Source organism: Roseiflexus sp. RS-1, assembly GCF_000016665.1.
GTDB lineage: Bacteria > Chloroflexota > Chloroflexia > Chloroflexales > Roseiflexaceae > Roseiflexus.
Window position 1 is genome coordinate 411,477 of sequence record NC_009523.1, and the last position, 24,347, is coordinate 435,823.

Below are 24,347 nucleotides of genomic sequence, written 5' to 3' on the forward strand. Positions count from 1 at the left end.
CGCCACCACATTACGACGTGCGCAACCGGATGACAAACAGGGTCAATCCCTGCTGCGACGCCGATCGACCGTTCATTTCGAGCGGAACGGCAGGTGTAGCGCTCCAACCGATCAGATACACACCCTGCGCATCCAGCGGTGATCCGATAGACGGACGCATAAGGTTATTGTTGAAGAGTTGGAACAGGATCTGACGTCGATTGAACATCCGATCGTCACTGATGGTCACGCCAAAAGGGAAACTGCCACGCGACCCGCTGAAATCGAACCGGGCGCTGGCGCCTGGCATCAGATCGCCAAGTTCCTGAAACATGCCCTGGTGGACGACAATCGCCTCTTCAATCGCAACCCGCCCGACATTGCGCACCTCACCCGCGAGATCGCTGTCATCAAGGCGAATAGCGCTCTCGACCTGAACCGGCATCTCAACTGTCGTCTCGGCAATCAGCGTCCGAATTGAGGCGACATCGACCAGCAGGTCTGGAACTTCGACGCTGGCATCATCGGCAGTTGCAATCAGCGGGCGGGCGGTGAAGTCGTCGAAACTGCGCGTTTCGCTCAACAAACTGCCGGCTGGCGCGCGCAGGGCGTAACTGCTGCGTAACGGCGAGAATAACGCCAGATGCGCCGTGGCGATGCCGCGGGTCTCGCGTTCTGTTCCCTGAATGATGGACACCTGATAGAGTTGCGCCTGCCCGCCACGAAGCACAAATCCGACCACAAACACCCCACCGGCAAACAGGGCTACGATGAGCGGGATCGTCCACCATGCCCATTCGAGGCGTCCGATCCGGCGGAGCGCCAGGTAATTCACCGGACCCACCATCAGGATGTACGCCAGCAGAAATGCCGCCAGCGCTGACGCTGGCGGCAACTCCGCAGACCGGATCTGCAACACGTTCTGCATCAGACTGATCTGATTCAACCGTCCCTCGAACGCTGGAACGAAGAGCGGAATCGGTTGCAACACGCGCGACCAGAGTTGTGGCTCTGACGCCCAACCCCGCAGCAGCGCCAGATCGAATGTACTGAAGATAACTACGCCGTTACCAGCGTGTCTGCGGTAGATCAGCGAACGATCTGCTGGCAGCGCTTCCGCGCCGGGACGTGGCAAGACCGTGAGCAGCGGACCGGTCGATGGCTGCGGTTCACTCCCGCCAAACTGCTCAAGCGGCGATAGATCGCCCTGGTTGAGCGTGCGGGTGACCTCAACTGGCAGCAGGTCGGCAAGACCGGCTGCGGCGCGCTCGCCATTGATCCCGCCACCCACCACGAGTTGCCCGCCAAGATAGACCCAATCGCGGAGTGCGGTTCGCTGATCCGCCGAAAGAGCGGCAGTATCAACATCATGGATAAAGATAGCGTTGACGCCGCGCAACACGAGCGCGTGCAGAGGAAGGTCTTCCGGCGAGATATGGCGCACCGTCACTCCACTCACGCCGCTGATCGGCATTGCACTGAGACTCGTCAGCAGCGCCGGATCGGAGCCGACGATAAGGATCAGGAACCGATCAGGTTCAACGGCTTCGACCCCGACGCTCTGCTCGAACAGCACAGTCCCATTTTCGATCAGACGCAGCGTGCCATTGCGCGCGAATCCAGTGGCAAACGCCTCCAGCATCACGCGCTTCCGCGAACCGCGCGGCAGATCGATAGTGCGGCGGAACACCGGTTGGTTTTGCCATCCCGGAAAACTCCACTCCAGCACACCCTGAATATCGCGCCCATCGTTTGCAACGTCAACCGTAATCGGAAACCATTCACCCAATCGATACGCACCGGCATAACCGGGGCGCAACGTCATGGTCAGTCCCGACGCCTGTTCCTGCGCCGCAACCGGCATGACCGACAATACGCACAGCAAGGCAATCAGGACAGCACGCAGATATAGCATGATCTTCCTTCTTGGAGGATTACGAAGGTTGTTCGCTATTGCGACGGCGCATCCGTTCGTGCAACGCGCGGATCGCTGCACGGCGGCGCGCATTGCGCGCCACGCGACGCAGATGAGCATCGATCTGTGTCGCCACAGCGCCGTTAAGCGTGTCGACAGTCGTTTCGTTTGCCGATCGATTGTTGAGCGAGCGCCCGATCAGTTCTTCAACCGCCTTCTCGAAACTCTCGCGATCCATTTTTTCGCCATGCTCGCGCTGAACCTGATCGTACTGCTTCAGCAGCGCGAGCGCATCCTGCAACTGACGCTCCTTCTCGTGCTTGCGGAAATCGGTCAGGTAGTCGTTGATGGTTGCCTGGACGCCACGCGGATCGGGCACATGGTCGAAGGTGAACTTTCCGCCAGCAGCGCCGCCCGTCTCGATCACAACCGTGCCCAACCCCAGGAGGCGCTCGACGAAACTGACATCGAACGAGATATTTTGAATAGCGGAAAGTTGTGCGCGACGGGTGTTTTCAGGTCCTAGCGGACGACGATCAATATCGATGATGTCGGTGCGGGTCAGGATGTAGGTGTCGTTGATCAGCGACTCGCGGATCCACCACCCCCACACGCCAAACACCAGCAGGGCGAGCAGGACGACCAGGCTGACAGCTACGCCGTCGAGCAACCTGAACTGAACCAGAACAGCCGCCACGAACATCGTCAGGGCAAATCCGGTCAATGGGCGAAACAGTTGCAACAGGACATACACCCACGACGGACGCCAGATGATGCGATCATCACGGATTTCGGGGTTAGGCGGGTAAAGCGCCGGGATGGGGAATCGTTGCGTGCGGGCTTGCAACGCAGGCGCAGACTGCGGCGGTATCTTGTTGCCGTACACCTGATCTTCGATCAGCGCGCGCAGCAGATCGGGTTGCTGACGACGGCGCAGGTTGCGCACCTGATCCATGATCGCCTTTTCGATCTCGCGCGGCTTTGCTGCGAAGTCGAATTCGAGCGTGCGCGGGCTGAACGACCGGATGATGATTTTGCCGTACCCGAACAGCGTCGCCTGATAAGTGTCTGCACGCACATTGACCTGCTGAATGTCATCGATCAGGATTTGCTGCCGCACATGGCGGATGAACATGGTCTCTTCGTCATAGATGACGCGCTTGTTGGTGACAATCAGCACATCATTGCGCCAGTCGTTGTAGAGATAGGCCACTGCCAGCAGCATGAACGTCGTAATCAGTCCCAGCACGATGTTGATCGCATCGCCAGCGCGTGCATACACCGGATCGATGACGATCAGTTCACCGCCGATTGACCGGAACCAGATCGCCAGCCCGAGCGCAAGGATTGCCAGCAGGTAGAGAACGTCCGGGTTACGCCAGGGTGTATCCTTGCGGCGATCCTTCTTTGCCTCGCCACGCGCCCAAAGCGCTACAAGGACGATGGTCAGCGTCAGAAGCGCAACGTTGATCGGATCGGTCAACGGGCGCGAAACGCCCTCACGCATGATCAGCAACGTTCCGCCAGCCGCGCGAAACAGGGCTACCGCCGCAGTGATAAAGCCGATGACCAGAAAAACCAGACTGGATTGCAACAGTTCGATCCAGTGGCGCTTGCCGACCAGGATAACCTGCTCGTCGCTATCAAGTTCCAGCGGGATCGGAAGTTTCGGCTCGGTCATAGGCGCGCGTATCCTGCGAGTCGTCCGGGTCGCAATCGATGCGGGAGACGACCAGATCAACCACCTGATCCGGTGACAGCCCATCACTGACAATAATACACGCATCGGTCGCTGGCGCGCTCACGTGACGGTCCAGGCTATCACGACGGATGATCTCGTTGCGGATGTGCTGAAGATCGGCGCTGCCGCCGCGCTGCCGGATCTCATTGGTGCGCCGTCGGGCGCGTTCATCGACCGATGCGTCCAGATAGATCTTGAGCGGTGCATCGGGCATCACAATACTGCCGATATCGCGCCCGACCATCACTACGCGCCCGCGCTGACCAATGGCGCGCTGCCGGTCGCGCAGGATGGCGCGCACCGCCGGGTGTCGCGCCGTGATCGAAACGATACGCTCAACTTCGGGATGCCGCAATTCCCAGGTGACGTCGACACCGTTGACCAGCACCGTATACAGTCGTCCATCGGTCGCATCACCGGGTGGATGCACTTGAATATCGAGACGCCGCACCAGCGCTGCAACTGCTTCGTCGTCCTCGGGATTGATTGAATGGCGCAAAACCGCCCATGCCAGCGCGCGATACATCACCCCGGTGTCGAAGAAGAGATACCCCAGGCGCCTGGCGAGCAACTCGCCAAGCGTACTCTTCCCGGCGCCAGCAGGACCATCAATCGTGATAATCGACGGAGCAGACATGCAAAAAAGAGCGTATCATGGCTATACCGTATGGTATTGTAGCACGCGACGCTCACGATATGCAAGCAATGTCGGAAGGAATACGGAGCCTTTTGATGATGTTCTCTCGACGTGTATGGGATCTGCTGCTGATTGCAACATTGCTGACCGGCGGCGCATTCATCTGGGCGACGCGCATCGCTCCAGTCGCTCCTGCAACGGCGCAGGCGCCAGAACCGGCGGCGACGCAACCTGCGCCGCTCGTCGGGCATCCCGCACCCGGATTTACCCTGAGCGCTATCGATGGATCGCAGGTTGCACTCGACGATCTGCGTGGTCAGGTGGTGCTCATTAATCTCTGGGCGACGTGGTGCCCGCCATGTCGCGCCGAAATGCCCGCGATTCAGCAGGCTTACGAACGCTTCCGCGATCAGGGTTTTGTTGTGCTGGCGGTGAATCAACAGGAAGACGCAACGAAAGTCGTGGCGTATATGAACGATCAACGTCTGACATTTCCAGCGCTGCTCGATAGCGACGCGCGGGTTGGCGCTGCGTATCAGGCGCGTGTGCTGCCTTCCAGTTTCTTCATTGATCGCAGGGGGATTGTTCGCGCTGTGTATCGCGGACCAATGTCGCGTGGTATGATTGAGGGCACAATCGAGCAGTTGATTGCTGAGACACCGTAACGTGTACCCGATTATTGAACTCGGACCGCTGAATCTTGGCAGTGGCGCACTGTTGCTGGTGATCGCCGTTTTCATCGGTCATACGCAGTTTGAACGAATAGCGCACAAACGTGGCGGCGATGAACTTGAGCAGCGTGCTCGTCGCTGTGCGCCATTTGCTCTGTTGGGCGCGGCTGTTGGCGCGCGTTTGTGGTATGGTCTGTTCAACTGGGATATGTACAGTCAATCACCCGGTCTATTTCTGGCGCTTCGTCTGGGTGATCTGGCGTGGCCCGGCGCATTGATCGGAGGTGCGCTCGCCGGGTATGCGTACCTGCGGTTGCGACGCCTGGACGCCGCAACTGCGCCGCTGGCGGATGCCGCTGCGCTGGCGCTCCCTCCGGCGCAGGCAGTCGCGGCGCTGGGCTTGCTGCTCAGTGGCGAAGCTCCTGGCGCCCCCACCGATGTGCCATGGGCGCTGCCATTGTTTGGCGTGCCGCGCCATCCTGTGCCGCTCTACTATCTTCTGGCGGCGCTGGTTACGTGGGGCGTGCTGGTATGGTTTGCGCCGCGCGTGACCCGACCCGGATCGCTAGCGATGATCTATCTTGCACTGCAGGGCAGCGCAATGCTGCTGCTGGAAGCGTTGCGTGTCGATTCGCTGGTGACCGTGGGCGGCATCCGCGCAGCGCAGATTGTCGGTCTGGCGATGCTGCTGATCGCTCTCTGGCAGAAACGAGCGCAGATGGGACGGGCGCTATGAACATCTTAACCGTACAGGAGCGGGGACTGGCGCTGATCCGCGTCTATGGCGATCTGAACGATTTTCTGCCGCCCGGTCGGCGCGAAACGTGGTTTGAACGTCCATGCAAAGGGCACGAGACGATCAAGAACCTGATCGAGACGTGTGGTGTGCCCCATCCTGAGATCGGCGCGCTGATCGTTGGCGGTCATCCGGTCAATTTCGACTACCCGGTGCAACCGGGCGACATGATCGAGGTCTTCCCGATCACCATGGCGCCCGCCTCGTCAGTCACACTGCGTCCCCCGCTTGATGAACCACGCTTCGTACTCGATACGCACCTGGGGCGACTGGCGGCATACCTGCGGATGCTGGGCTACGATAGCCTGTACTGGAACGATGCGCACGACGCCGAACTGGCGCGTCTGGCGGGTGAGGAACGCCGGATCTTGCTCACACGCGACCGGGAATTGCTCAAACGAAGCATTGTTGTCTATGGCTCGTTTGTGCGCGAAGTTATTCCGGCGCGTCAGATTGTCGAAGTCATGCGGCGGTTCAACCTGACGCCGACGTCAACCGTTTTCCAGCGTTGTATGCGGTGCAACAGTCTGACGACAGCGGTCGAGAAAGCCGATATTGAGCATCTTCTCGAACCCAGGACGCGGTTGTACTTCGATACCTTTCGACGTTGCATTGCCTGTGGCAAGATCTACTGGCAGGGTTCGCATTACACCCGCATGGCGACGCTACTGGAGCACTCGGTCCGGTTGAAGGTTGAAGGTTGAGCGCGACTGCGATGGCTTTCCAACCGAACCATTGTGTGGCAGACGGAACGGCAGGGGCGCAACGGCGCTGCGCTCCTGCTTTACACGAAAGGAGGCAATGACCTGTGCGTATCGCAGTTGTTGGTGTCGGCGGGGTGGGCGGCTACTTTGGCGGGCGGTTAGCGCAGGCTGGCGCGGATGTGATCTTTATTGCGCGCGGCGACAATCTGGCTGCGCTGCGCGAACAAGGATTACGGATCGAGAGCATCATTGGCGACGCTCACGTCGCGCCTGTCCAGGCGACCGACGATCCAGCGCAGGCGGGTCCTGTTGACATGGTGCTGGTCGCCACCAAAACCTGGCAACTCGATGAAGCGATCGATCTCATGCGTCCACTCATCGGACCGGAGACTGGCGTTGTCCCGCTGCTCAACGGCGTCGAGGCTTCTGATCGTCTGGCGGCGGCGCTGGGCGAATCGCACGCATTGAACGGCATCTGTTACATTTTCGTCGCGCGCGTGGCGCCGGGTGTCGTGCGACACTCAGGGATCCATCCGCTGATCATCTTCGGCGAACGTGACAACCGTCGCACAGCGCGGGTCGAAGCACTGCGCGACTGGCTGGAACGCGCCGGTGTGCGGGTGACGATTCCGCCGGACATCGATGCAGAGGTCTGGCGCAAATTCGTCTTTGGAGCGACAACCAGCGGATTGGGAGCGGTCACACGCGCGCCCATGGGACTACTGCGCGAACTTCCAGAGACGCGCCCACTGTTCATCCAGGGTATGCGCGAAATCGTTGCAGTCGCACAGGCGTGCGGCGTCGCTCTTGGCGAAGAAGCCGTCACCGCCGCCCTGGCGCAACTCGATGCGCTACCCTACGAAACGACCGCCTCCATGCAACGCGACATCATGGCCGGTCGTCCATCAGAGTTGGAAGCACAGAACGGCGCTGTTGCGCGTCTGGGTGCAGCAGCTGGCGTTCCAACGCCGCTGCACGCATTCATCTACGCCACCCTGCTGCCACAGGAACGGATGGCGCGCAACCGGCGCCTGAACGAACAATCGCAGTGAAACAGAACAGGGTGGTCGCATACACAGTACGACCACCCTTCCGTGTCCTATCGTCGTTCAACCAGCAGGCGGATCGCTGTGCGCTCTTCATCATCGATGGCGACATCAATGAACGAAGGGGTGCAAACAATGTCAATACCTTCTTCACTGAGATAACTGCGCGCAATTGCCACTGCTTTGATCGCCTGGTTGGTTGCGCCTGCGCCGATCGACTGCACCTCCGCCACACCGCTATCGCGAATGACGCCGGCAATGGCGCCGGCGACCGCACTGGGACGCGAGCGTGTGGAAACCTTCAGAACCTCAGCGCTTTGCCGCTCGACCACGTCGGCGCCACTTGCGCCAACGGCGCGAGTGGCAGGTGTGGAGTGCGAAAGATTGCTTGCCATACGTGCCTCCTCCGAACTGGGTTGGGCGCCGGCCGATGCGCCGGCTGGTAACTTGCGATGGAATGACCAGAATCGTCGCCATAACGGGGAAGGACCCCCGCATCGGCCACAGAGAGAGTGTGCGGCGCGGTCGGCGTCGAGGCCGTCCTGTGCCGTGAAGCGTTCCGTCGCTTCGGGTGCTGTTCCGAATCAACGTGCATAGTCCACTGCGCGCGTCTCGCGGATGACCGTCACCTTGATCTGGCCGGGATACTGAAGACTCTCCTCGATCTTTTTGGCAACATCACGGGCAAGGTGAATACTGCCGAGGTCGTCGATAGCATCCGGTTGCACCATCACGCGAACCTCGCGCCCGGCCTGAACAGCAAAGGCGCGTTGAACGCCTGTAAATGACGTTGCGACCGTTTCGAGCGCTTCGAGGCGCTTGATATACAGGTCGAGCGTTTCGCGGCGCGCTCCGGGGCGCCCGCCGGAGATGGCGTCGACAGCCTGCACCAACCAGGCTTCGACGGTTTGCGGTTCTTCATCGTTATGATGGGCGGCAATCGCGTGCACAATTGCCGGCGATTTTCCAAGGCGACGCGCAATCTCAGCACCGATCAATGCGTGCGGTCCCTGCACTTCGTGGTCGACTGCTTTCCCGATATCGTGCAGTAACGCGGCAGTTTTCGCCACATTGATGTTTGCGCCGATCTCGGCAGCAATATGCGCTGCGAGCAGAGCGCACTCCAGCGAATGCTGCAGAACATTCTGCCCGTAACTCGTGCGATATTTCAGTCGCCCCAGCAGTTTGATCAGGTCGGGGTGCAACCCCTGAACGTTCGCTTCGTAGGCGACTCGTTCGCCCTCTTCGCGCATGATCTGTTCGACTTCCTGCTGGGTTTTGCTGACGACTTCTTCAATCCGCGTCGGATGGATGCGCCCATCCTTGAGCAACTTGATCAACGCCAGTCGCGCCACTTCCCGCCGCACCGGATCGTGGCACGAGAGGGTCACCGCTTCCGGCGTGTCATCGACAATAATATCAACGCCGGTAAGTTGCTCGAAGGCGCGAATGTTGCGCCCCTCACGCCCGATGATTCGTCCTTTCAACTCTTCACTCGGGAGCGCGACGGTGGAGACGGTCACTTCAGCGACATACTCCGAAGCGCACCGCTGAATGGCCATGCTGATCACTTTGCGTGCCAGTTTATCCGCCTCTTCGCGAACGTTCTTTTCGATTTCACGAATACGGCGTGCCGCCTCGTCGCGCGTTTCATCCTCGACGCGTTTCAGAATAATCGCACGGGCTTCTTCCTGGCTCAACGCGGAAATCCGCTCGAGTTCCGCGCGTTGCTGCTGACGCAGTTGTTCAGCTTCCTGATGAAGTTGCTCCATCTGGCGCTCGCGTTGCTGGAGTTGACGTTCACGCCGTTCGAGTCCCTCGATTTTGCGGTCAAGATTTTCCTCTTTCCGTTGCAACCGTTCTTCCTGCTTCGCCAGCGCTGCGCGCGCCTCGCGTATTTGCGCCTCGGCTTCAGCGCGGAGCCGAAGCGCCTCGTCGGTCGCGCGCAAAATGAGATCTTTCTGCTCAGATCGCGTCGCTTCCAGTTGCAGTCGGGCTTCCGCCTCGATCTGTCGAATCTGGCTCTGTACACTCTTTTTGTAGATAAGAATGCCTATGCCTGCGCCAATGGCAAGTCCGATCACCAGGGCAGGCAAGGCCCATATGAGCCATTGCACAACATCCTCCTGCTCGATTGTAAAGGTGCAGCATGCTACAGCCCAGTGCCGGGCTGTGGCCACGGGCTCAAACATGCGCTAACGTGTGGGTGAGTACATGCTATATTACTCTGCGGATACATCTTCTGTCAAGATGAACGGATTGTCAAGAGTGTTGATGGTATAATATCACGCCATCTTGCATGGATGTTGCAAACCGATGTATCTGCGTCGTCTCGAAATCCAGGGGTTTAAGACATTCGCCGGGCATACGCTGTTCGAGTTTCAGCCTGGCATTACTGCGGTGGTTGGTCCCAACGGCAGCGGGAAGTCGAATCTTGTCGATGCCATCCGCTGGGTGCTGGGTGAACAGCATCCAGGGGCGCTGCGCTGTAAACGCACCGAGGACCTGATCTTCAGCGGCGGCGGGCGGCGAGCGCCTGCCGGTTTTGCGGAGGTCTCGCTGACGATCGATAACAGTGATCGCCTGCTATCGGCGCCGTATGGCGAAGTGACGATTACCCGCCGTGCGACACGCTCTGGCGATCAGGAGTACTTCATCAATCGTCAGCGGGTCCGGTTGCGCGACGTGCAGGAGATTGCTGCACCAATCAATGGCGCCTACGCGATCATCAATCAGGGTCTGGTCGATGCCGCGCTCAATCTGCGTCCGCTGGAGCGGCGGCGCCTCTTTGAGGATGCTGCGGCGATCAGCGTGTACGAGCAGCGCCGCACCGACGCCGAACGTCGTCTGCGCGAGACGAACGCGAACGTTGCACGTTGCTCCGATATTCTGGCGGAACTCGAGCCACGATTGCGCTCACTGAAGCGCCAGGCGGCGCTTGCTCGCTCCCATCGCGATCTGATGGCTGAGCTTCATGAGTTGTTGCAAACGTACTATGTCCGTCTCTGGCTGACAGCGCAGACAGAGTGCGCTGCCACTGAACAAGCAGCGCAGACGCTGGCAGCGACCCTTGCTGTGCGTCAGGCAGAGATGACTGCCGTCTCAACCGATCTCCTCCATCTGCGGGAGCGCATCCGTGCCATCCGCGACCGGATTGGATCGCTCCACGCCGAGAGCAGCGCCCTGCACGCGCGCGCCGGGTCGGTGCAACGCGCACTGGCGGTTGGTCAGGAACGACTCGCGGCGTTATCGCGTCAGATCGAGGAACAGGATCGCGCACTCCGCGATCTGGATCACCAGCGCGCTGCCCGGCACACGGAACAGGAAACGGTTGCCGCCCAACTTGCCAGCGCTGAGCAACGCCTGGAACAGGTGCGGCAGGAGTATGCCGCGCACGAAGCGCGTCGCGCCGAACGGATCGCCGGTCGCGCTGCGTTTCACCAGGCGTTTGATGCCGCTCGCCGCAGCCTGATGGAGATTGGCGCAGCGCTCGGCGCAGTGCAACGTCAGATCGCGCAGATCAACGACCAGCGTGATCGCCTGATCCGCGAACGTGCAACTGCCGGGGAGGCGCTGGCAATTGCTCAGGACGAACTGGTAGCGCGCCGCGCCGCCGCCGTTCAGGCGGATGCGCACGTGACGGCGCTGGAACAGGAACTGAACGACGCAGCACGTCGCGTCGAACTGACAACGGGCGATGTCGAACAGCGCCGCCGACAACGCGCCGCTGCCGCTGAGACGCTTGAAGCGCTGCGCCGGCAGCAGATGGAACTGGAAGCGCGGTTAGAAACATTGCGCCGTCTCCACCGCAGTTATGCTGGAACGTTCGCCGGGGTGCGGGCAGCCATGCAGTGGGCCGAGTCACAGCACCGATCCGGATTTGCTCTGGTGGCGACCGTCGTGCGTGTGCCGGCAGAACTCGAAACAGCCATCGAAGTGGCGCTCGGTTCACGCCTGCACAATATCGTCGTCAATCGCTGGGAAGATGCAGAAGATGCTATCGAAGCGCTCAAACGCAGCGGTGAGGGTCGCGCCACGTTCCTGCCGCTGGATACGATCCGCCCCCGTAATGCTGACGGGGTGCGCATACGATTACACACTGCTTCAGAAGATGGCGTCCTGGGGGTTGCCGCCGATCTTATCGATGTTGACGAACGCTACCGACCGGTGGTGGAACTGCTCCTCGGTCGCACGCTGGTTGTTCGCACGCTGGCGGTCGCCCGACGAGAACTCCAGCGCATCGGCGGCGGATGGACAATTGTCACGCTGGCGGGAGAGCAGGTGAGCGCCGGAGGCGCAGTCACGGGAGGCTCGGCAGCGAAGGAGAGCGGCACGCTGCGGCGCGAGCGAGAATTACGCGAGCTCCCCGAACGCCTGGAAGCCGTTTCACGTGAAACAGAAGCGGCGCGCGTGCGCCATGTCGTTGCAAATGAAGCCTATGTCGCTGCCGAACAGTCAGTACGCGACGCTGAACGTCACCAGCGCCAGGTCCAGCGACAACTCGACCAGGCGCGCGTTGCTGCGGCGCAGACGCAGCGCGCCGTTGACCGCGCCGAAGCTGAGTATCTTGTGTGTCAACGGCGTATCGAGCAGATCGATGCCGGGATGACCACGCTTCTTGATCGCCTGCAAGCGGCAATCGCCGAGCAGGAAGAGTTGATGCAGCGGGAAGATGCAGCGCGCGCGCAGGTCGAGCGTCTCCACGCTGAAGAAGCGGTGCAGCGCAGCGCAGACGCTGCCGACGACGAGATCCTGGCGCACCTGCGCACGCGCCTCGCCGATGCTGAGGGCGACGTGCGCACGGCGCGCGCTATCCTGCACACGGTTCATCAGGCGCTGGCGCGTATCGACGAGCAGCGCGCTGCGCTGGCAGAGCGCATCGAACATCTGCACCGCGAACGTGCTACGCTCATCGATGAACTGACACAAACCGCAGCCGAACATCAGGCGCTACTGGCGCAGATCGACACCCTGCGTGCGCAGATCGAGCCGTCCGAGGCAGAGTTGAGCGCGCTGGAACAGCAACGCGAAGCACACGAAGTGCGTGTGCAGGCGCTCACCACCGCACTGATCGACGCCGAGGCAGCCTGCAACCGCGCAACGGTCGATGCCCAGCGCGCGCGTGATCGTCTGGAGGTGCTGCGGGAACGCGCCGCAGGCGATGCCATCGATGTCGAATCCGCTGCTCAATCCTGTGCAGACCCATCGTCGGACGCCAATGTGGAAGACATGCAGCGACGTATCGATGATCTGAAGCGCCGCATCGCCCGCCTGGGGATCATCAATCCGCTGGCGCTGGAGGAGTATGATGAAGCAGCAGCGCGCTATGAGTTCCTGAGCGCCCAAATGAACGATCTTCGTGCAGCATCGGCAACACTCAACGAGTTGATTGCCGAACTGGACAATGCCATTCGCACCCGCTTTGAAACGACGTTTCAGGTCGTCGCTGCGGAGTTCGAGCGCAGTTTTACGAATCTGTTCGGTGGCGGCGAAGCACGCCTGGCGCTGATCAACGACGACGATGATGCTGCCGATCAGAACGGCGGTAAACCTCCCGGCATCGCCACGCTCGGTGTGGAGATTATCGCCCGTCCGCCGGGGAAACGTCAGCAGCATCTGGCGCTACTGTCGGGCGGCGAGCGCGCGCTAACCGCTGCGGCGCTGCTCTTCGCCATTCTGAAAGCCAACCCGACCCCCTTCTGCGTCCTCGATGAAGTCGATGCCGCCCTGGACGAAACAAATGTCGGGCGTTTCCGCGAGGCGCTTGTTGGGTTGAGCGAAAAAACACAGTTTATCGTTGTTACTCACAATCGTGGGACGATCGAGGCTGCCGATACCATCTACGGCGTGACCATGGGCGACGACGGCGCCTCACGGGTGCTCTCGCTCAGGTTAGAAGAGGTCGGTGAGAGAGGTCGGTGAGAGGTGACGTTCGCAACTGTCCGATTGTGCATACAAACAATATCTCATTCGCATCCAATCCGAAGCGCTCAATCGCACAGGGGTCGGGGTTTATGGTTGTTTCGGTGTAGCCTGCGCAGGCGGGCTTCGCCCTGGATAGCCGAGGGCTTATGGTCTTTGAATACATAATCCGCCATAGCCCGCGCAGGCGGGCTTCGCCCTGGATAGCCGAGGGCTTGAGCCCGACGGCAAGAGGCGCATGCCGGATTAAACGCTCAATCTCCATAGCCCCACGGATAGTTCGGCATACCGGATCATAGCAGTTATCACAAAGATTGAACCCAATGGACGAGGTTGAACATTCCCGGAGTCGCGCGCCCCACGCGGCGACCGAAATGAATTTCGGTCTACACTTCGCCGGAAGCAGGTGTCTTGCGCGACACGGCAGACCTAGACAAAGGTCAACGTATCTGAGAACTGCTATAAATGCTCAATCTTCATCAGCCCCACAACCGGAACGTTCGGTGTACCGGATTAGCCGCCGGGCTACCGGGCGAATACCGGATCTTTAGACGGTGGACTCCCGCGCTGCAAGGCAAGCATCTGTGATCGACAGACCGGGCGCCAGCGAAAGAATGGTCGATGCAGCACAAGAAAGTGTGATAGATGAGCGCCACAAATCGGACATTCGTGGCGTTCTCCCCTGAACAGGAAAGAGCGCACGTCTGGCGAGAGCCGAAAGAAGAACGCGGCAAACAGGAAATCAACAGCACGGCGTAGACGGTCGTGTGAACGGAGCGCGACGGATATTCGAGAAAACATCGTTGTCAGAGACATTTCACTATGCAATTCACCAATAAGGAGTATATCACGATGATCACGTTCGGAGCGGCAATCTTTGATATGGACGGCACTCTGCTCGACAATATGCCACTCTATTTTCGGGCATTCCGGGTTTTCATTGAGCGACATGGGTTGCAACCACCCCCGCCATCCGAAGCGGCGCAGTTGATTGGCAGGCGACAGAGCGACATCTTTCCGGCGCTGTTCGGGCGACCATTGACGCCAGAGGAAATCGCGCGCTACAGTGATGAAGCAGCGCAGATCTACCAGGACTTGCTGATTGGAGTGACCCCATTGCCGGGATTGGTGCGATTCCTTGATCTTCTTGAACGGCGTCGAGCAAAGATCGGTCTGGCAACCTCAGCGCCGCAGGCGACTGTCGCGCCGACGCTGGCGGCGCTGGGCATCACCGGACGGTTTGCTGCCGTCACCCTCGGCGATGAGGTGCCGCGCGGCAAACCGGCGCCCGACATCTTCCTCGAAACTGCGCGTCGCCTTGATCAACCGCCTGATCGCTGCGTGGTCTTCGAGGATTCGCTCGCGGGAATTGCAGCGGCGCGCGCCGCCGGGATGCGCTGCATTGCGCTCGCCACGACCCACTCCGTCGCTGATCTGCGCGCTGCTGCGCCCGACCTCGTTGTTGCCGACTACGATGAACTGCTCCGCGTACTGCCGGAACTTGCAGTCGAGGAAGGCTGAACATCGAAGGAAGAGGGTGTCACATCGGCGCTGCCTGCTCAGATGGGTGCTACAGAATTACCCATCCGGGCAATCGAAGGGATCATATTGTAGGGTTGCTGGTGGCAAGGACAGCCATCGTCGCACATGCAGACAAAGAGGAGAAGGGGTGCAGGAAGGTGCTCACAGGGGTGGGTTTTTTGGAAGCCCCTGCATGTCATCTTCCGTTTCAGGCATCAGAACGCCCAAAATCCTCCTTCTCCTCTTGTGGGAGAAGTGGGCAGAGGGATGAGGGGGCAAAAGTGCACCGGAATGCAGAAAATCACTCATCTCTCCCAAGAACTCTACACTTGAGAGGGCGGGGATGTGAGGGAAAAAGGGCTTCAGAATGGGGCAAACGCCTGCGTCCCTGAACAACTCTTTACCTGCAAGAAGAGAAGTCTGAGTTAGTACAGGATGACGCGCCTCACATCAGCACTTCTTTCTTCAACGCTTCCAGACTCTTCAACGCCCGGTCAGCGTTACGGCGCAACAGTTCATACGTCTCGAGCGATGTGTCGTCTCTGAGTTGCCCCTGGACGATCATATCCGCCGCCAGCACCAGTACGGTGAGGCACTGAATAAGTTCTGTTGCCGCAGAAGAGCCGGTGAGTTGATACTCGCGCAAGCGGCGCAGCGCCTCTTCGGCCTGGCGGGCATTTGGTTGCAGCCAGATCAAGAGCGACTGCGACACGGCGCCACCCCTGCGTCCCTGGGTGAGCATATCGGCTGCGCTCGCCAGGACGGTGAGCGATTTATTGAGCTGGCGCATGATCGCCTGGAGCGCTGTGCGCGTGTGGTGATTGGTGCGTGGATCTGTGGGCGCCGCCTGTGCGCGATTGGTCAGCACAGCGGGCTGCGCCGGATATGGCTCCATCATAATACTGCTCCTGCGATGACTGGATGAGACAGGCTGCGTCTCATCAGCATCATGTCGCGGATGCTCTCCAGTCATAATGCGAACACTCTCAGATGAACATCCTGTCATTTTCATTAATAAATAGTATACCGTTTGATCCAGGGCTTGAGCAACGTACCATGAGTCCTGATGTTGAACAGTACTTACGCTGGTCTGTAGCAAGGCGCAATGGGTCTAACCTTCTGTTACAATCATCGTTGATAGTTGCGCAACGAGGTGGAAGGATGCAGATAGCGGAGCAGAACGCTGCGAGCGATGCAAGCGTATGTGCAGAACACCGGGCTGCTCGTGATGTTTTGAAGGCGCCGATCATCGCGCTGATGCTTGGTGTGCTTGCACTTGCGCCGCGTGTCATCGGGCTTGCCGATTTTCTCACCACCGACGAAGCGTACCACTGGATCCGTTTTACCGAACGTTTCGATGCAGCAATTTCCGAGGGGCGCTGGGCTGATACCATTTTCGTCGGGCATCCCGCCATCACGATGTTCTGGTTGGGGCGCGCAGGATTGGTGCTCGAGCGCGCTGCGCGCGATTTGGGCTGGATAGGCGCCCCTTCGATGATCGAACATCTGGCCTGGCTGCGGCTGCCGGGGGTGTTCCTGCAGGTGGTGTTTGGGGTAACCACCTGGATGGTGTTGCGTCGCCTCGTTGATCCGATGGTCGCGCTGGTTGCGGGATTCCTGTGGTCTACATCGCCATATCTGATTGCGCACGGGCGGGTGCTGCATCTCGATGCACTGCTGACGGGGTTGCTCACACTGAGCCTGTTGCTCCTGCTGGTTTCCTTGCGGCAACAGCAGGCAGGCGCAGGCGGATGGACAGCGCTGCTCGGTTCCGGTGCGTTGACCGGACTGGCGCTCCTGACCAAAGGACCGGCGATCATTTTTTTGCCATTTGCCGGTCTGATGCTGTTCGCTCTTGCGCCTGCGAAAGACGCCTCGAACCGACGTGTTTCCGGCGTGGTGTCGGATGTATTTCGTCGCCTGAGGTATGCGATCGTGCGTTATGGCGTATGGCTGGGGGTTGCGCTCGGTGTTGCATTCGCCGGATGGCCCGCGCTGTGGGTGACGCCGGAAGCGGCACTGCAAGCCTATGTGGGTGAAATTATCTTCAACGGCGGACGTCCCAACGGCGATGGGCAGTTCTTCAACGGTCAGGCAGTTGGTGATCCTGGCGTGTGGTTCTATCCGGTCGCCAGTCTGTTCCGCACGACGTCGGTGATGTTCATTGGTTTGGTCGCTTTTGTGGTCTTTGCGGTGATCGATGGCCGCCGCTTCTTCACGCAACGCGATGCCGTCATTCCTGTCCTGATCGCTTTTGCCGCCTTCTGGACACTGGTCATGACGCTGGGTCCAAAGAAGTTCGACCGATATGTCCTTCCGATCTGGCCGGTGTTGCTCGTGCTGGCGGCAACCGGAATCGTGCGCGGGTACAATGCTGCGCGGGCATGGTGCATCCGGCGTGCGATTGTCGTGCCCCGGGGCGGTGATTTTCTCAAACGCGCGCCTCTGGCGGGGTTGCTGATAATGGGCGCAATAGAGATCGGTCAGGTCGTCTGGTACCATCCCTACTATCTGAGTTACTACAATCCCTTGTTCGGCGGCGGTGCGGCAGCGCAGCGCATGTTTCTGATCGGATGGGGAGAGGGTATGGATCAGGTCGGCGCATGGTTGAGTTCACGCCCTGATATCGGGTACGGACCGGTTATCTCGGCGCTCAGACCAACGTTGCAACCGTTCGTTCCGGTCGATGTTCGTGACATCACCGATCTGGGGAAACTGCCGGTCAACTATGCCGTCGTCTATCTGGAGTCGATCCAGCGCGGCGCGCATCCTGATATCTATCGCCAGTTCGAGCCGATGACTCCCATCCATACAATCACCATTCATGGCATCGAATATGCAAAGATCTACCAGTTGCCGCGCCCATACCGGCAGCCGGTCGGCGCGCGCTTCGGCGATGCAATCATGCTCCACGGCGTCTCAGTCGAATATGATCAGAACCATCTGACGGTCACGCCTTCGTGGGGGGCGCTGGCGCCTCCGCAGGGCGATTACGTCGTATTCCTTCAGGTGATCGATGCACAGGGACAGCGGGTTGCCGGTGTGGACGTACCGCCATCCGGCGTTGGGGGGATGCCGACCGGCGCCTGGCTGCCGGGGTAGCAGGCGGCTGTGCCGCTGCCGCTATCGCTGCCGCCCGATCTTCCGACAGGCGAGTACGAGGTTATTCTGGGATTGTACGATGCCGATAGCGGCGAACGGTTGCCTGTCAGCGGCAACTTCGATCCGGCATCCACCGCAATGCGCGCCATCCGGGTGGCCACGTTAACGTATCCGTAAAGGAGGACCGGTTATGAAAAAAGCGCTCGTCCTTTCCGGCGGCGGCGGTCGTGGCGCCTACCACGTCGGCGTGATCGAGGCGCTCGTCGAACGTGGCTGGATGCAGGATGGCGTCGGACCGGATATCATTGCCGGGACCTCGATCGGCGCGATCAATGCTGCGGCGCTGGCGTCTGGTTTGACCGTCGCACAACTGAAAGCGCGCTGGCTCGATATGCACACCGAGGATGTGCATCGACTATCAGGCGATCTGCCAGCGGTCAGTCGACCGCTCGTCCGTTTTCTGATGCGCAGCGTCTTGACCTCAGAAGCGCACGGCGGCGCGAGTGTCGTTTTGCCGCCTGAAGAGCGCAGCATGAGTGCCCAGGGATTGCTCGAGCGCATCGGTCAGGTATTCCGCACGCGCCCATTTCGCAGTCTGCTCGATACTGCTCCCTGGCGTCACACGCTGAGTCGCTGGATGGACTTTGACCGGATCAACGCGCCGGATGCGCCTGCACTGCTGCTGACTGCGACCGATCTCCAGACCGGCGACCTGCGGGTGTTTTGCAATCGACCGCTCCGTGACCACCCGGCTGACCGGATCACTCTTGACCATCTCATGGCGTCGTCGAGCATTCCGACCGTCTATCCCTGGACCGAGATCGATGGTCGCAAGTACTGGGACGGGGCGGTGCTGGCGAATACTCCGTTAGGACCGGTGATCGATCTTGCGGCGGGCGATGATGTCGAGATTGTCGTCGTTATGATGACGCCATGGGATGTCGCGCCGGAAGCGATGCGTCAGCAGTTGCAAAGCGTGCCGGAAGACCTGGTGCAGGCATTATCGTTGACGCTGGATTGGGCGCTGCTGGCATCGTATCGCGCGGCTATCAAGATGCTGCGCGCATACAATCGGCTGGCAGAGGCGGCGCGAAAACTTGAGCGGGCTGCACAGCAAACCGGCGACCCGGCTCTGACTCTGGAAGGAAACATTCCCCGCATCATCGCCGAGCCGCTGGTCATTGCGCCACAGCAGTTGATGCCGCTGGAATGGATTATCGATTACGAAGAGCGCAATCATCTGGCATTGTTCGAGATGGGGCGGAATGACGCCCTGCGCGCACTCGACACGCGCCTGCTCAATCGGTTGCTCGACCAGCCATGATCGATCTGCACATTCACACCAACGCAACACCTCACCACGCGACCTGGACGCCAGACACATTGATGGCAGCGGCGGTGCGCGCCGGATTGCAGGTGATCGCCGTCACCGATCACAACACCACTGCAAGTGTCCGGGCAGTGCAGGAAGCGGGTGGGCGCACCGGCATCCACGTCATCTCCGGCGTGGAGATCGATGCCGGTTTTCCCGCAGGGCAGCGTGATGATCGGCTGCCGTTCAAACTCTGGCATGTCCTCGTATATGGCGCCGATCCGGAACATCCTTCGCTCCTGGCGTTGTGTCGCTCCGTCGATGAGCGCAACCTGGCAGATGCGGACGGGTTGCAGCGACACCTGATCGCAGCAGGATTTCGACTGCCCGGCATCGACGCGATTGAACGTCCGCCACGTGTAGCCGACATTGGCGCGGCGCTCGGACGGGCGAACGATCTTCCCGATCGCGCGCCAGAGGACGACGATGAGAGTGCCGGGATGCGCTATATTCTGACCCGCCTGCCGGGTATGTATCGTCCCCCAGGGGTGGAGGAGATCGTCGCCGTTGCCCGCGAAACCGGCAGTGTGGCGGTGCTGGCGCATCCCGGTCGCTCAAAGGGTGTCTACGCCATCCCGGCGACTGCTGAAGACATCGCCGTAATGGCGGAGGTCGGATTGGATGGCATCGAAGTCTACTACCCGACTCATCGACCGGAACAGATAGCGATGTACCGTCATCTGGCGCAGCAGCACCGATTGCTCATAACCGGCGGGTCGGACTCGCACCATCCGCACCAACCGCTTGCGCGCTGGCCCGCTGCGTGGTGCCGGGCATTTCTTGAGCGTGTCGGGTGTGTTACAAACTGATTACGATTGGCGTTGTGTTGCTGGAAAAGCATTAAGATATGGTAGAATAGGAGTATCATTACCGTGTCCTCCGGCGTTTTCATGCATGAGGTGCAGTGACCAGTCAGGGAAGCCAGACTTGGGATAGAGACGGATCATTCTCTATCTTGATCATATGTCTCTACGGTCAGTCAGGATGGTCGCCAACGGCTCCAGGATATGCAGAGCAATGGAGGGGTGTGTATGTCTGTGACGACGGAACGGTCGCATAATGGCCACAATGCTGATACGGTGCTGATCGTTGAGGATGATGCGGCAACCCGGCGTCTGTACAAGTTCCTGCTGTCGAACGGCGGGTATGTCGTTCTGGAAGCCGAAGACGGCGTGGCGGCAGTCGAAGTGCTCCAGCGTCATCGCTGCGACCTGGTGATTACCGATATGAATATGCCGCGGATGGACGGGCTGGATCTGATCCGGACGATTCGGCGCGATTTTGGTGATATCTATGTTATTCTGATTACGGCGTTCGGCACCCCCGATACCCAAAAGCAGGCTATGCGCCTTGGCGCCAACGACTATCTTGCCAAACCTTTCGACTTCGAAGAACTCGAGCGGCGGGTGCATACCTACTTTCAGAATCGCCCTCGCCCCTCCGCTCCGTAATCGCACCTCCAGGCGACCTGGTTTGACCGCGCGGCAGTCTGCTGGCGCGGTCGTTTCTTTTCGACGCGCATACCCTCGGGCGAATCGACAGGTTCATTGCATGCGCCCCGCAGCCGCTTGATCCCGCCAGAGCCAGGCCATGCGCGCTGATTACAGATGGCGCCACAAACTGGTACGCTCAAAGAAATGCCTGCGCGCTATAATGGCAACCTGGAAGATATGGCATCCACCAACAAGTGAGGCGGTGATGAATCAGTCCCTGTCGACGAATGCCGATCCAGTTTCGATCCTGGTCGTCGAAGACGATCCGATGGTCAATAGTTTCTGCGCACGGTTGTTGCACATGAAAGGGTACAGTGTCAAGACCGTGTTCAACGGGCGAGAAGCGTTGACCATGCTCCAGACAAACCGGTTCGATCTGGTGCTGACCGATCTTCAGATGCCTGAGATGGGCGGTATGGAATTGCTGCGGGAGATGCGCGAACAGCATCCCGATATTGATACCATCATGTTCACCGCATATGCAACCGTGGAAACGGCGCGTGAGGCGCTGAAGCTGGGTGCATTTGATTATCTGACCAAGCCATTCAGTGTCGATGAGCTGGAACGAACGGTGCGGCGCGCCGTCGAGTGGCGGCGGGTGCGCCAGGAACGCCAGCGTCTCTCGGAAGTGGTGGCGCTGTACGAGATCAGCCAGGCATTCACCAGCACCCTCGATACTGAAACGGCAGTGAATGAGATTGTTGGTCTCCTGTGGCGGCGTTTTTCACCGGCAACGCTCTCGCTCTCACTGGTGCATCCTGACGATAACGAGCTGGAACTTCTGGCGCTGCGAGGAACTGCGTCACGTGTTGCTGTCGGCGCACGTATTCCGCTTCAATGCACACCGGGGAAAGAGAGTCTTTGCGAGGATCACCTCCGTCTTACCGGTGCTGCGGTGTCCGTCCCTTCCACGCATGCCGCGCGTTTTGTGTTGCGCAGCAACGACCGGATCGTCGGGGTGCTCGATCTGAGTCGGGCGCCTGATCAACCGGGGTTCGATCAGGATGACCGCACCTTGCTGACGATCTGCGCGTCGCAGATCGCCGCATCGCTCGACAACAGCCGTCTCTATCGCCAGTTGAAACAGCAGAATATCGAGATGATCGCAGCGCTGGCCGCTTCGATCGACGCGCGTGATCCGTACACTGCCGGGCATTCGATGCAGGTGATGCGTTATGCCGTGCGTCTTGGCGAAGTCATTGGTCTCGACGCTGCCCGCATCGAAGCGCTGCGCTACGGCGGGTTGCTGCACGACATCGGCAAAATCGGTGTGCCCGACGCCATCCTGCTGAAACCTGCATCCCTGTCGTCGGAGGAGATGGAAATTATGCGCGCCCATGCGGTTATTGGCGTCGAGATCGTGCGTGGGGTGAAAGCATTGCGCCCGGTGCTGCCGGTTATCCGGCATCATCATGAGCGCATTGATGGCGCCGGCTACCCCGATGGACTGTCCGGCGATCAGATTCCGCTCGAAGCCCGGATCATGGCAATTGCCGACGCCTACGATACGATGACCTCGGAGCGCGCCTACCGTCGCGCAATGACGCAGGACGAGGCAATCGCCGAACTGCGACGATGTCGCGGTGTGCAGTGGGATGCCGATCTGGTCGACCGATTCGTCGAGTTGCTGAAATCTGAGGCTCAGGCATTGCGCCTGCAACCGCGAGCTGCCCAGGCATCGCTCGACCAGAATGTGCTCCACGTTCCTCATCTGTTTGTGTCGCTGGGGGATCTGCACATCGACTAGCATCGCCTGCGACACCCCTACCACGCCCGCAAAAGGCGTGCCAATCTCCGGAGGCGGCAGCGTCTCTCCCGCACGCTGCCGCGTTCCGTCGATCAGGCGCTTGTGCCAGCGTTTGCACAAGCCGTTCCGACACTGATTGTTGATACGATTGGGCAGCAATGCCGCGTCGTCGCTCCGGCGGCGGAACGTTGTCGGGATGTCTTTCGCTTGACAAATGCTTCACCTGTCGGTACCATAAAAAAGAGCGCAGAATTTCTTTGATCAAAATCTATACGTCCCTCTCCGCAGGCGCTCTACACGTGTGCGTTGCACAACAAACAACGCTGATCCGCCAGATCGCCTGATACCGAAGTTTCTTGCTGCAACGAAAGGATCGGTTCAGTGAAGATTTCCGGTAGCTACACGATTGACGCGCCACGCGACGTCGTGTGGGAGGCGCTGAACGATATCGAGGTGCTGGCGCGGTGTGTTCCAGGTTGCGAGCGTCTGGAACAGGTCGGCGACAATGAGTACGAAGGGACGATCAAGATCGGCATCCAGGCAATCCGTGGCGTGTATAGCGGTCGCATCCGTATTGAAGACATTGATCCGCCGAACCACTATAAACTGATCGCCAGCGGGAAAAGCGCCAACGGCGTGGTCGACGGGGTCGGCACCGTTGATCTCGTGGCGCAGGATGGGAAGACGTTGCTCATGTATGGCGGCGAGGCGCAGGTCGGCGGTACGCTGGCAAGCGTCGGGCAGCGCCTGATCGAAGGCGCTTCGCGTCAACTGATCAACCAGTCGCTCAAGGCGCTTGCCGAACAGGTCGCCACCCGCGTTGCTGCACCGGTGGCTGCGGCTGCGGAGGCGCCCGCTGCTCCGAGCGCTGCGGAAGCCCCCGCCGCGCCGGCGGCTGCAGTTGCGGAAACTCCTGCCGCTCCTCCGCCACCCACACCCGAACGTCGCACAGTCGTGGTGCCGCCTGAAGAACAGTTGCGTCCCGAATCGGTCGTTTTCGGCATCATCAACGATTTCATCTCTGAGCGCCCGTGGGCGCCCTGGATTGTCGTCGCTTTCCTGCTCGGCTACATTCTCGGACGGTCGCGCAGCCGCCGGGAACGCTAGCATATCTCCCCTGCTCCGTCTATTCGCTGCTCAATGAGGAGGTGTCTACAGTGGCAACAATTACGGTTACGGTCAACGGCAAATCGTACACCAGCGAGGTTGAACCGCGCACGCTGCTCGTTCATTACCTGCGCGAGCATCTGAACCTGACCGGTACGCATATCGGGTGTGATACCAGTCAGTGCGGCGCGTGCGTGGTGCTGGTCGACGGCGTCAGCGTCAAGTCGTGTACGATGCTGGCAGTACAGGCGGATGGCGCCAATGTGCTGACCATCGAAGGTCTGGCGCAGAACGGTCAACTCCATCCGCTCCAGGAAGGGTTCTGGGAGTGCCACGGTTTGCAGTGCGGCTACTGCACGCCGGGCATGATCATGGCAGCATACGATCTGTTGCAGCGGAATCCTGAACCAACCGACGAGGAAGTGCGTCACGGATTGGAGGGGAACCTCTGCCGGTGCACCGGGTATCACAACATCGTGCGCGCCGTACAGTACGCCGCCGCAAAGATGCGCAGCGAAGAGGTTCCTGCGTAAATCGCTCCGGTTAAAGTGGATGATTGCACCTGTCGTTCGACTTCTGGTTTCTCCGCACTAG

The 24,347-nt window shown here is 60.0% G+C and carries 20 protein-coding genes; 14 read left to right on the forward strand and 6 right to left on the reverse strand.

Going from position 1 to position 24,347, the window contains the following annotated elements; all coding sequences use genetic code 11:
- Window positions 1-10: 10 nt before the first annotated feature.
- Genes ROSERS_RS01685 through cmk form a run of 3 tightly spaced genes read right to left on the reverse strand, consistent with a single transcriptional unit; the run spans window position 11 to window position 4,272 of the window.
- Window positions 11-1,894, reverse strand: coding sequence for a hypothetical protein (locus ROSERS_RS01685; protein WP_011955111.1), 1,884 nt, complete (start codon window positions 1,892-1,894; stop codon window positions 11-13).
- 19 nt (window positions 1,895-1,913) lie between these two features.
- Complete coding sequence (locus ROSERS_RS01690; RefSeq protein ID WP_041332740.1) at window positions 1,914-3,575, reverse strand: PH domain-containing protein; 1,662 nt, start codon at window positions 3,573-3,575, stop codon at window positions 1,914-1,916.
- Entirely contained in the window at window positions 3,538-4,272 is a 735-nt protein-coding gene (cmk, locus tag ROSERS_RS01695; protein ID WP_011955113.1) for a (d)CMP kinase, read from the reverse strand. Before cmk ends, ROSERS_RS01690 begins: the two co-directional genes overlap by 38 nt.
- 95 nt (window positions 4,273-4,367) lie before the next feature.
- Here cmk and ROSERS_RS01700 point away from each other — a divergent pair, with 95 nt between their 5' ends.
- The 4 genes from ROSERS_RS01700 to ROSERS_RS01715 all read left to right on the forward strand — a co-directional run bounded on the left by ROSERS_RS01700 (window position 4,368) and on the right by ROSERS_RS01715 (window position 7,495).
- A complete protein-coding gene (locus ROSERS_RS01700) occupies window positions 4,368-4,937 on the forward strand; it encodes a TlpA family protein disulfide reductase (RefSeq protein WP_011955114.1) in 570 nt (189 codons plus the stop codon).
- A gap of 1 nt (window position 4,938) precedes the next feature.
- Complete coding sequence (locus ROSERS_RS01705) at window positions 4,939-5,679, forward strand: prolipoprotein diacylglyceryl transferase (RefSeq protein WP_011955115.1); 741 nt, start codon at window positions 4,939-4,941, stop codon at window positions 5,677-5,679.
- Window positions 5,676-6,443: a Mut7-C RNAse domain-containing protein gene (locus ROSERS_RS01710; protein WP_011955116.1), complete on the forward strand. Its 768-nt coding sequence runs from the start codon at window positions 5,676-5,678 to the stop codon at window positions 6,441-6,443. Before ROSERS_RS01705 ends, ROSERS_RS01710 begins: the two co-directional genes overlap by 4 nt.
- Before the next feature lie 104 nt (window positions 6,444-6,547).
- Window positions 6,548-7,495, forward strand: a complete 948-nt coding sequence (locus ROSERS_RS01715) for a 2-dehydropantoate 2-reductase (RefSeq protein WP_011955117.1) — start codon at window positions 6,548-6,550, stop codon at window positions 7,493-7,495.
- A 47-nt stretch (window positions 7,496-7,542) separates the two neighbouring features.
- Here ROSERS_RS01715 and ROSERS_RS01720 read toward each other — a convergent pair whose 3' ends face one another.
- Window positions 7,543-7,884, reverse strand: coding sequence for a stage V sporulation protein S (locus ROSERS_RS01720; RefSeq protein WP_011955118.1), 342 nt, complete (start codon window positions 7,882-7,884; stop codon window positions 7,543-7,545).
- A 189-nt stretch (window positions 7,885-8,073) separates the two neighbouring features.
- Window positions 8,074-9,681 carry a ribonuclease Y gene (rny, locus tag ROSERS_RS01725; RefSeq protein ID WP_011955119.1) on the reverse strand — a complete coding sequence of 536 codons (1,608 nt, stop codon included), beginning with the start codon at window positions 9,679-9,681 and terminating at the stop codon, window positions 8,074-8,076.
- 124 nt (window positions 9,682-9,805) lie between these two features.
- On the opposite strand from rny, the gene smc reads away from it, so the two are divergent.
- Together smc and ROSERS_RS01735 are read left to right on the forward strand one after the other, a co-directional pair.
- Window positions 9,806-13,411: a chromosome segregation protein SMC gene (gene smc, locus ROSERS_RS01730; protein WP_011955120.1), complete on the forward strand. Its 3,606-nt coding sequence runs from the start codon at window positions 9,806-9,808 to the stop codon at window positions 13,409-13,411.
- Window positions 13,412-14,263: 852 nt separating this feature from the next.
- A complete protein-coding gene (locus tag ROSERS_RS01735) occupies window positions 14,264-14,932 on the forward strand; it encodes an HAD family hydrolase (RefSeq protein WP_041332742.1) in 669 nt (222 codons plus the stop codon).
- A gap of 445 nt (window positions 14,933-15,377) precedes the next feature.
- On the opposite strand, the gene ROSERS_RS01740 is transcribed toward ROSERS_RS01735, so the two are convergent.
- On the reverse strand, window positions 15,378-15,830 hold the full coding sequence (locus tag ROSERS_RS01740) for a hypothetical protein (RefSeq protein WP_011955122.1): 453 nt from the start codon (window positions 15,828-15,830) through the stop codon (window positions 15,378-15,380).
- Window positions 15,831-16,093: 263 nt separating this feature from the next.
- Here ROSERS_RS01740 and ROSERS_RS01745 point away from each other — a divergent pair, with 263 nt between their 5' ends.
- From ROSERS_RS01745 to ROSERS_RS01775, 8 genes are all read left to right on the forward strand, one after another.
- Entirely contained in the window at window positions 16,094-18,034 is a 1,941-nt protein-coding gene (locus ROSERS_RS01745; RefSeq protein ID WP_011955123.1) for an ArnT family glycosyltransferase, read from the forward strand.
- A 9-nt stretch (window positions 18,035-18,043) separates the two neighbouring features.
- Window positions 18,044-18,211: a hypothetical protein gene (locus ROSERS_RS25700; protein ID WP_157040923.1), complete on the forward strand. Its 168-nt coding sequence runs from the start codon at window positions 18,044-18,046 to the stop codon at window positions 18,209-18,211.
- A gap of 13 nt (window positions 18,212-18,224) precedes the next feature.
- Window positions 18,225-19,358: a patatin-like phospholipase family protein gene (locus ROSERS_RS01750; protein WP_011955124.1), complete on the forward strand. Its 1,134-nt coding sequence runs from the start codon at window positions 18,225-18,227 to the stop codon at window positions 19,356-19,358.
- Window positions 19,355-20,215, forward strand: a complete 861-nt coding sequence (locus ROSERS_RS01755) for a PHP domain-containing protein (RefSeq protein WP_011955125.1) — start codon at window positions 19,355-19,357, stop codon at window positions 20,213-20,215. Before ROSERS_RS01750 ends, ROSERS_RS01755 begins: the two co-directional genes overlap by 4 nt.
- Window positions 20,216-20,437: 222 nt before the next feature.
- On the forward strand, window positions 20,438-20,857 hold the full coding sequence (locus ROSERS_RS01760; protein WP_011955126.1) for a response regulator: 420 nt from the start codon (window positions 20,438-20,440) through the stop codon (window positions 20,855-20,857).
- 247 nt (window positions 20,858-21,104) lie between these two features.
- Complete coding sequence (locus tag ROSERS_RS01765) at window positions 21,105-22,646, forward strand: HD domain-containing phosphohydrolase (RefSeq protein ID WP_011955127.1); 1,542 nt, start codon at window positions 21,105-21,107, stop codon at window positions 22,644-22,646.
- A 381-nt stretch (window positions 22,647-23,027) separates the two neighbouring features.
- Complete coding sequence (locus tag ROSERS_RS01770; protein WP_011955128.1) at window positions 23,028-23,753, forward strand: SRPBCC family protein; 726 nt, start codon at window positions 23,028-23,030, stop codon at window positions 23,751-23,753.
- Between the two features lie 50 nt (window positions 23,754-23,803).
- Complete coding sequence (locus ROSERS_RS01775; protein WP_041332745.1) at window positions 23,804-24,286, forward strand: (2Fe-2S)-binding protein; 483 nt, start codon at window positions 23,804-23,806, stop codon at window positions 24,284-24,286.
- Window positions 24,287-24,347 lie beyond the last annotated feature (61 nt).

Excerpts from the sequence above, each read along its gene's own strand:
- cmk (WP_011955113.1), bottom strand. The coding sequence starts at position 4,272 with ATGTCTGCTCCGTCGATTATCACGATTGATGGTCCTGCTGGCGCCGGG.
- ROSERS_RS01700 (WP_011955114.1), top strand. The coding sequence starts at position 4,368 with ATGATGTTCTCTCGACGTGTATGGGATCTGCTGCTGATTGCAACATTG.
- ROSERS_RS01745 (WP_011955123.1), top strand. The coding sequence starts at position 16,094 with ATGCAGATAGCGGAGCAGAACGCTGCGAGCGATGCAAGCGTATGTGCA.
- ROSERS_RS01765 (WP_011955127.1), top strand. The coding sequence starts at position 21,105 with ATGAATCAGTCCCTGTCGACGAATGCCGATCCAGTTTCGATCCTGGTC.
- ROSERS_RS01720 (WP_011955118.1), bottom strand. The coding sequence starts at position 7,884 with ATGGCAAGCAATCTTTCGCACTCCACACCTGCCACTCGCGCCGTTGGC.
- ROSERS_RS01755 (WP_011955125.1), top strand. The coding sequence starts at position 19,355 with ATGATCGATCTGCACATTCACACCAACGCAACACCTCACCACGCGACC.
- ROSERS_RS01735 (WP_041332742.1), top strand. The coding sequence starts at position 14,264 with ATGATCACGTTCGGAGCGGCAATCTTTGATATGGACGGCACTCTGCTC.
- ROSERS_RS01750 (WP_011955124.1), top strand. The coding sequence starts at position 18,225 with ATGAAAAAAGCGCTCGTCCTTTCCGGCGGCGGCGGTCGTGGCGCCTAC.
- ROSERS_RS01740 (WP_011955122.1), bottom strand. The coding sequence starts at position 15,830 with ATGATGGAGCCATATCCGGCGCAGCCCGCTGTGCTGACCAATCGCGCA.
- ROSERS_RS01760 (WP_011955126.1), top strand. The coding sequence starts at position 20,438 with ATGTCTGTGACGACGGAACGGTCGCATAATGGCCACAATGCTGATACG.
- rny (WP_011955119.1), bottom strand. The coding sequence starts at position 9,681 with ATGTTTGAGCCCGTGGCCACAGCCCGGCACTGGGCTGTAGCATGCTGC.
- ROSERS_RS01685 (WP_011955111.1), bottom strand. The coding sequence starts at position 1,894 with ATGCTATATCTGCGTGCTGTCCTGATTGCCTTGCTGTGCGTATTGTCG.
- ROSERS_RS01690 (WP_041332740.1), bottom strand. The coding sequence starts at position 3,575 with ATGACCGAGCCGAAACTTCCGATCCCGCTGGAACTTGATAGCGACGAG.
- smc (WP_011955120.1), top strand. The coding sequence starts at position 9,806 with ATGTATCTGCGTCGTCTCGAAATCCAGGGGTTTAAGACATTCGCCGGG.
- ROSERS_RS01710 (WP_011955116.1), top strand. The coding sequence starts at position 5,676 with ATGAACATCTTAACCGTACAGGAGCGGGGACTGGCGCTGATCCGCGTC.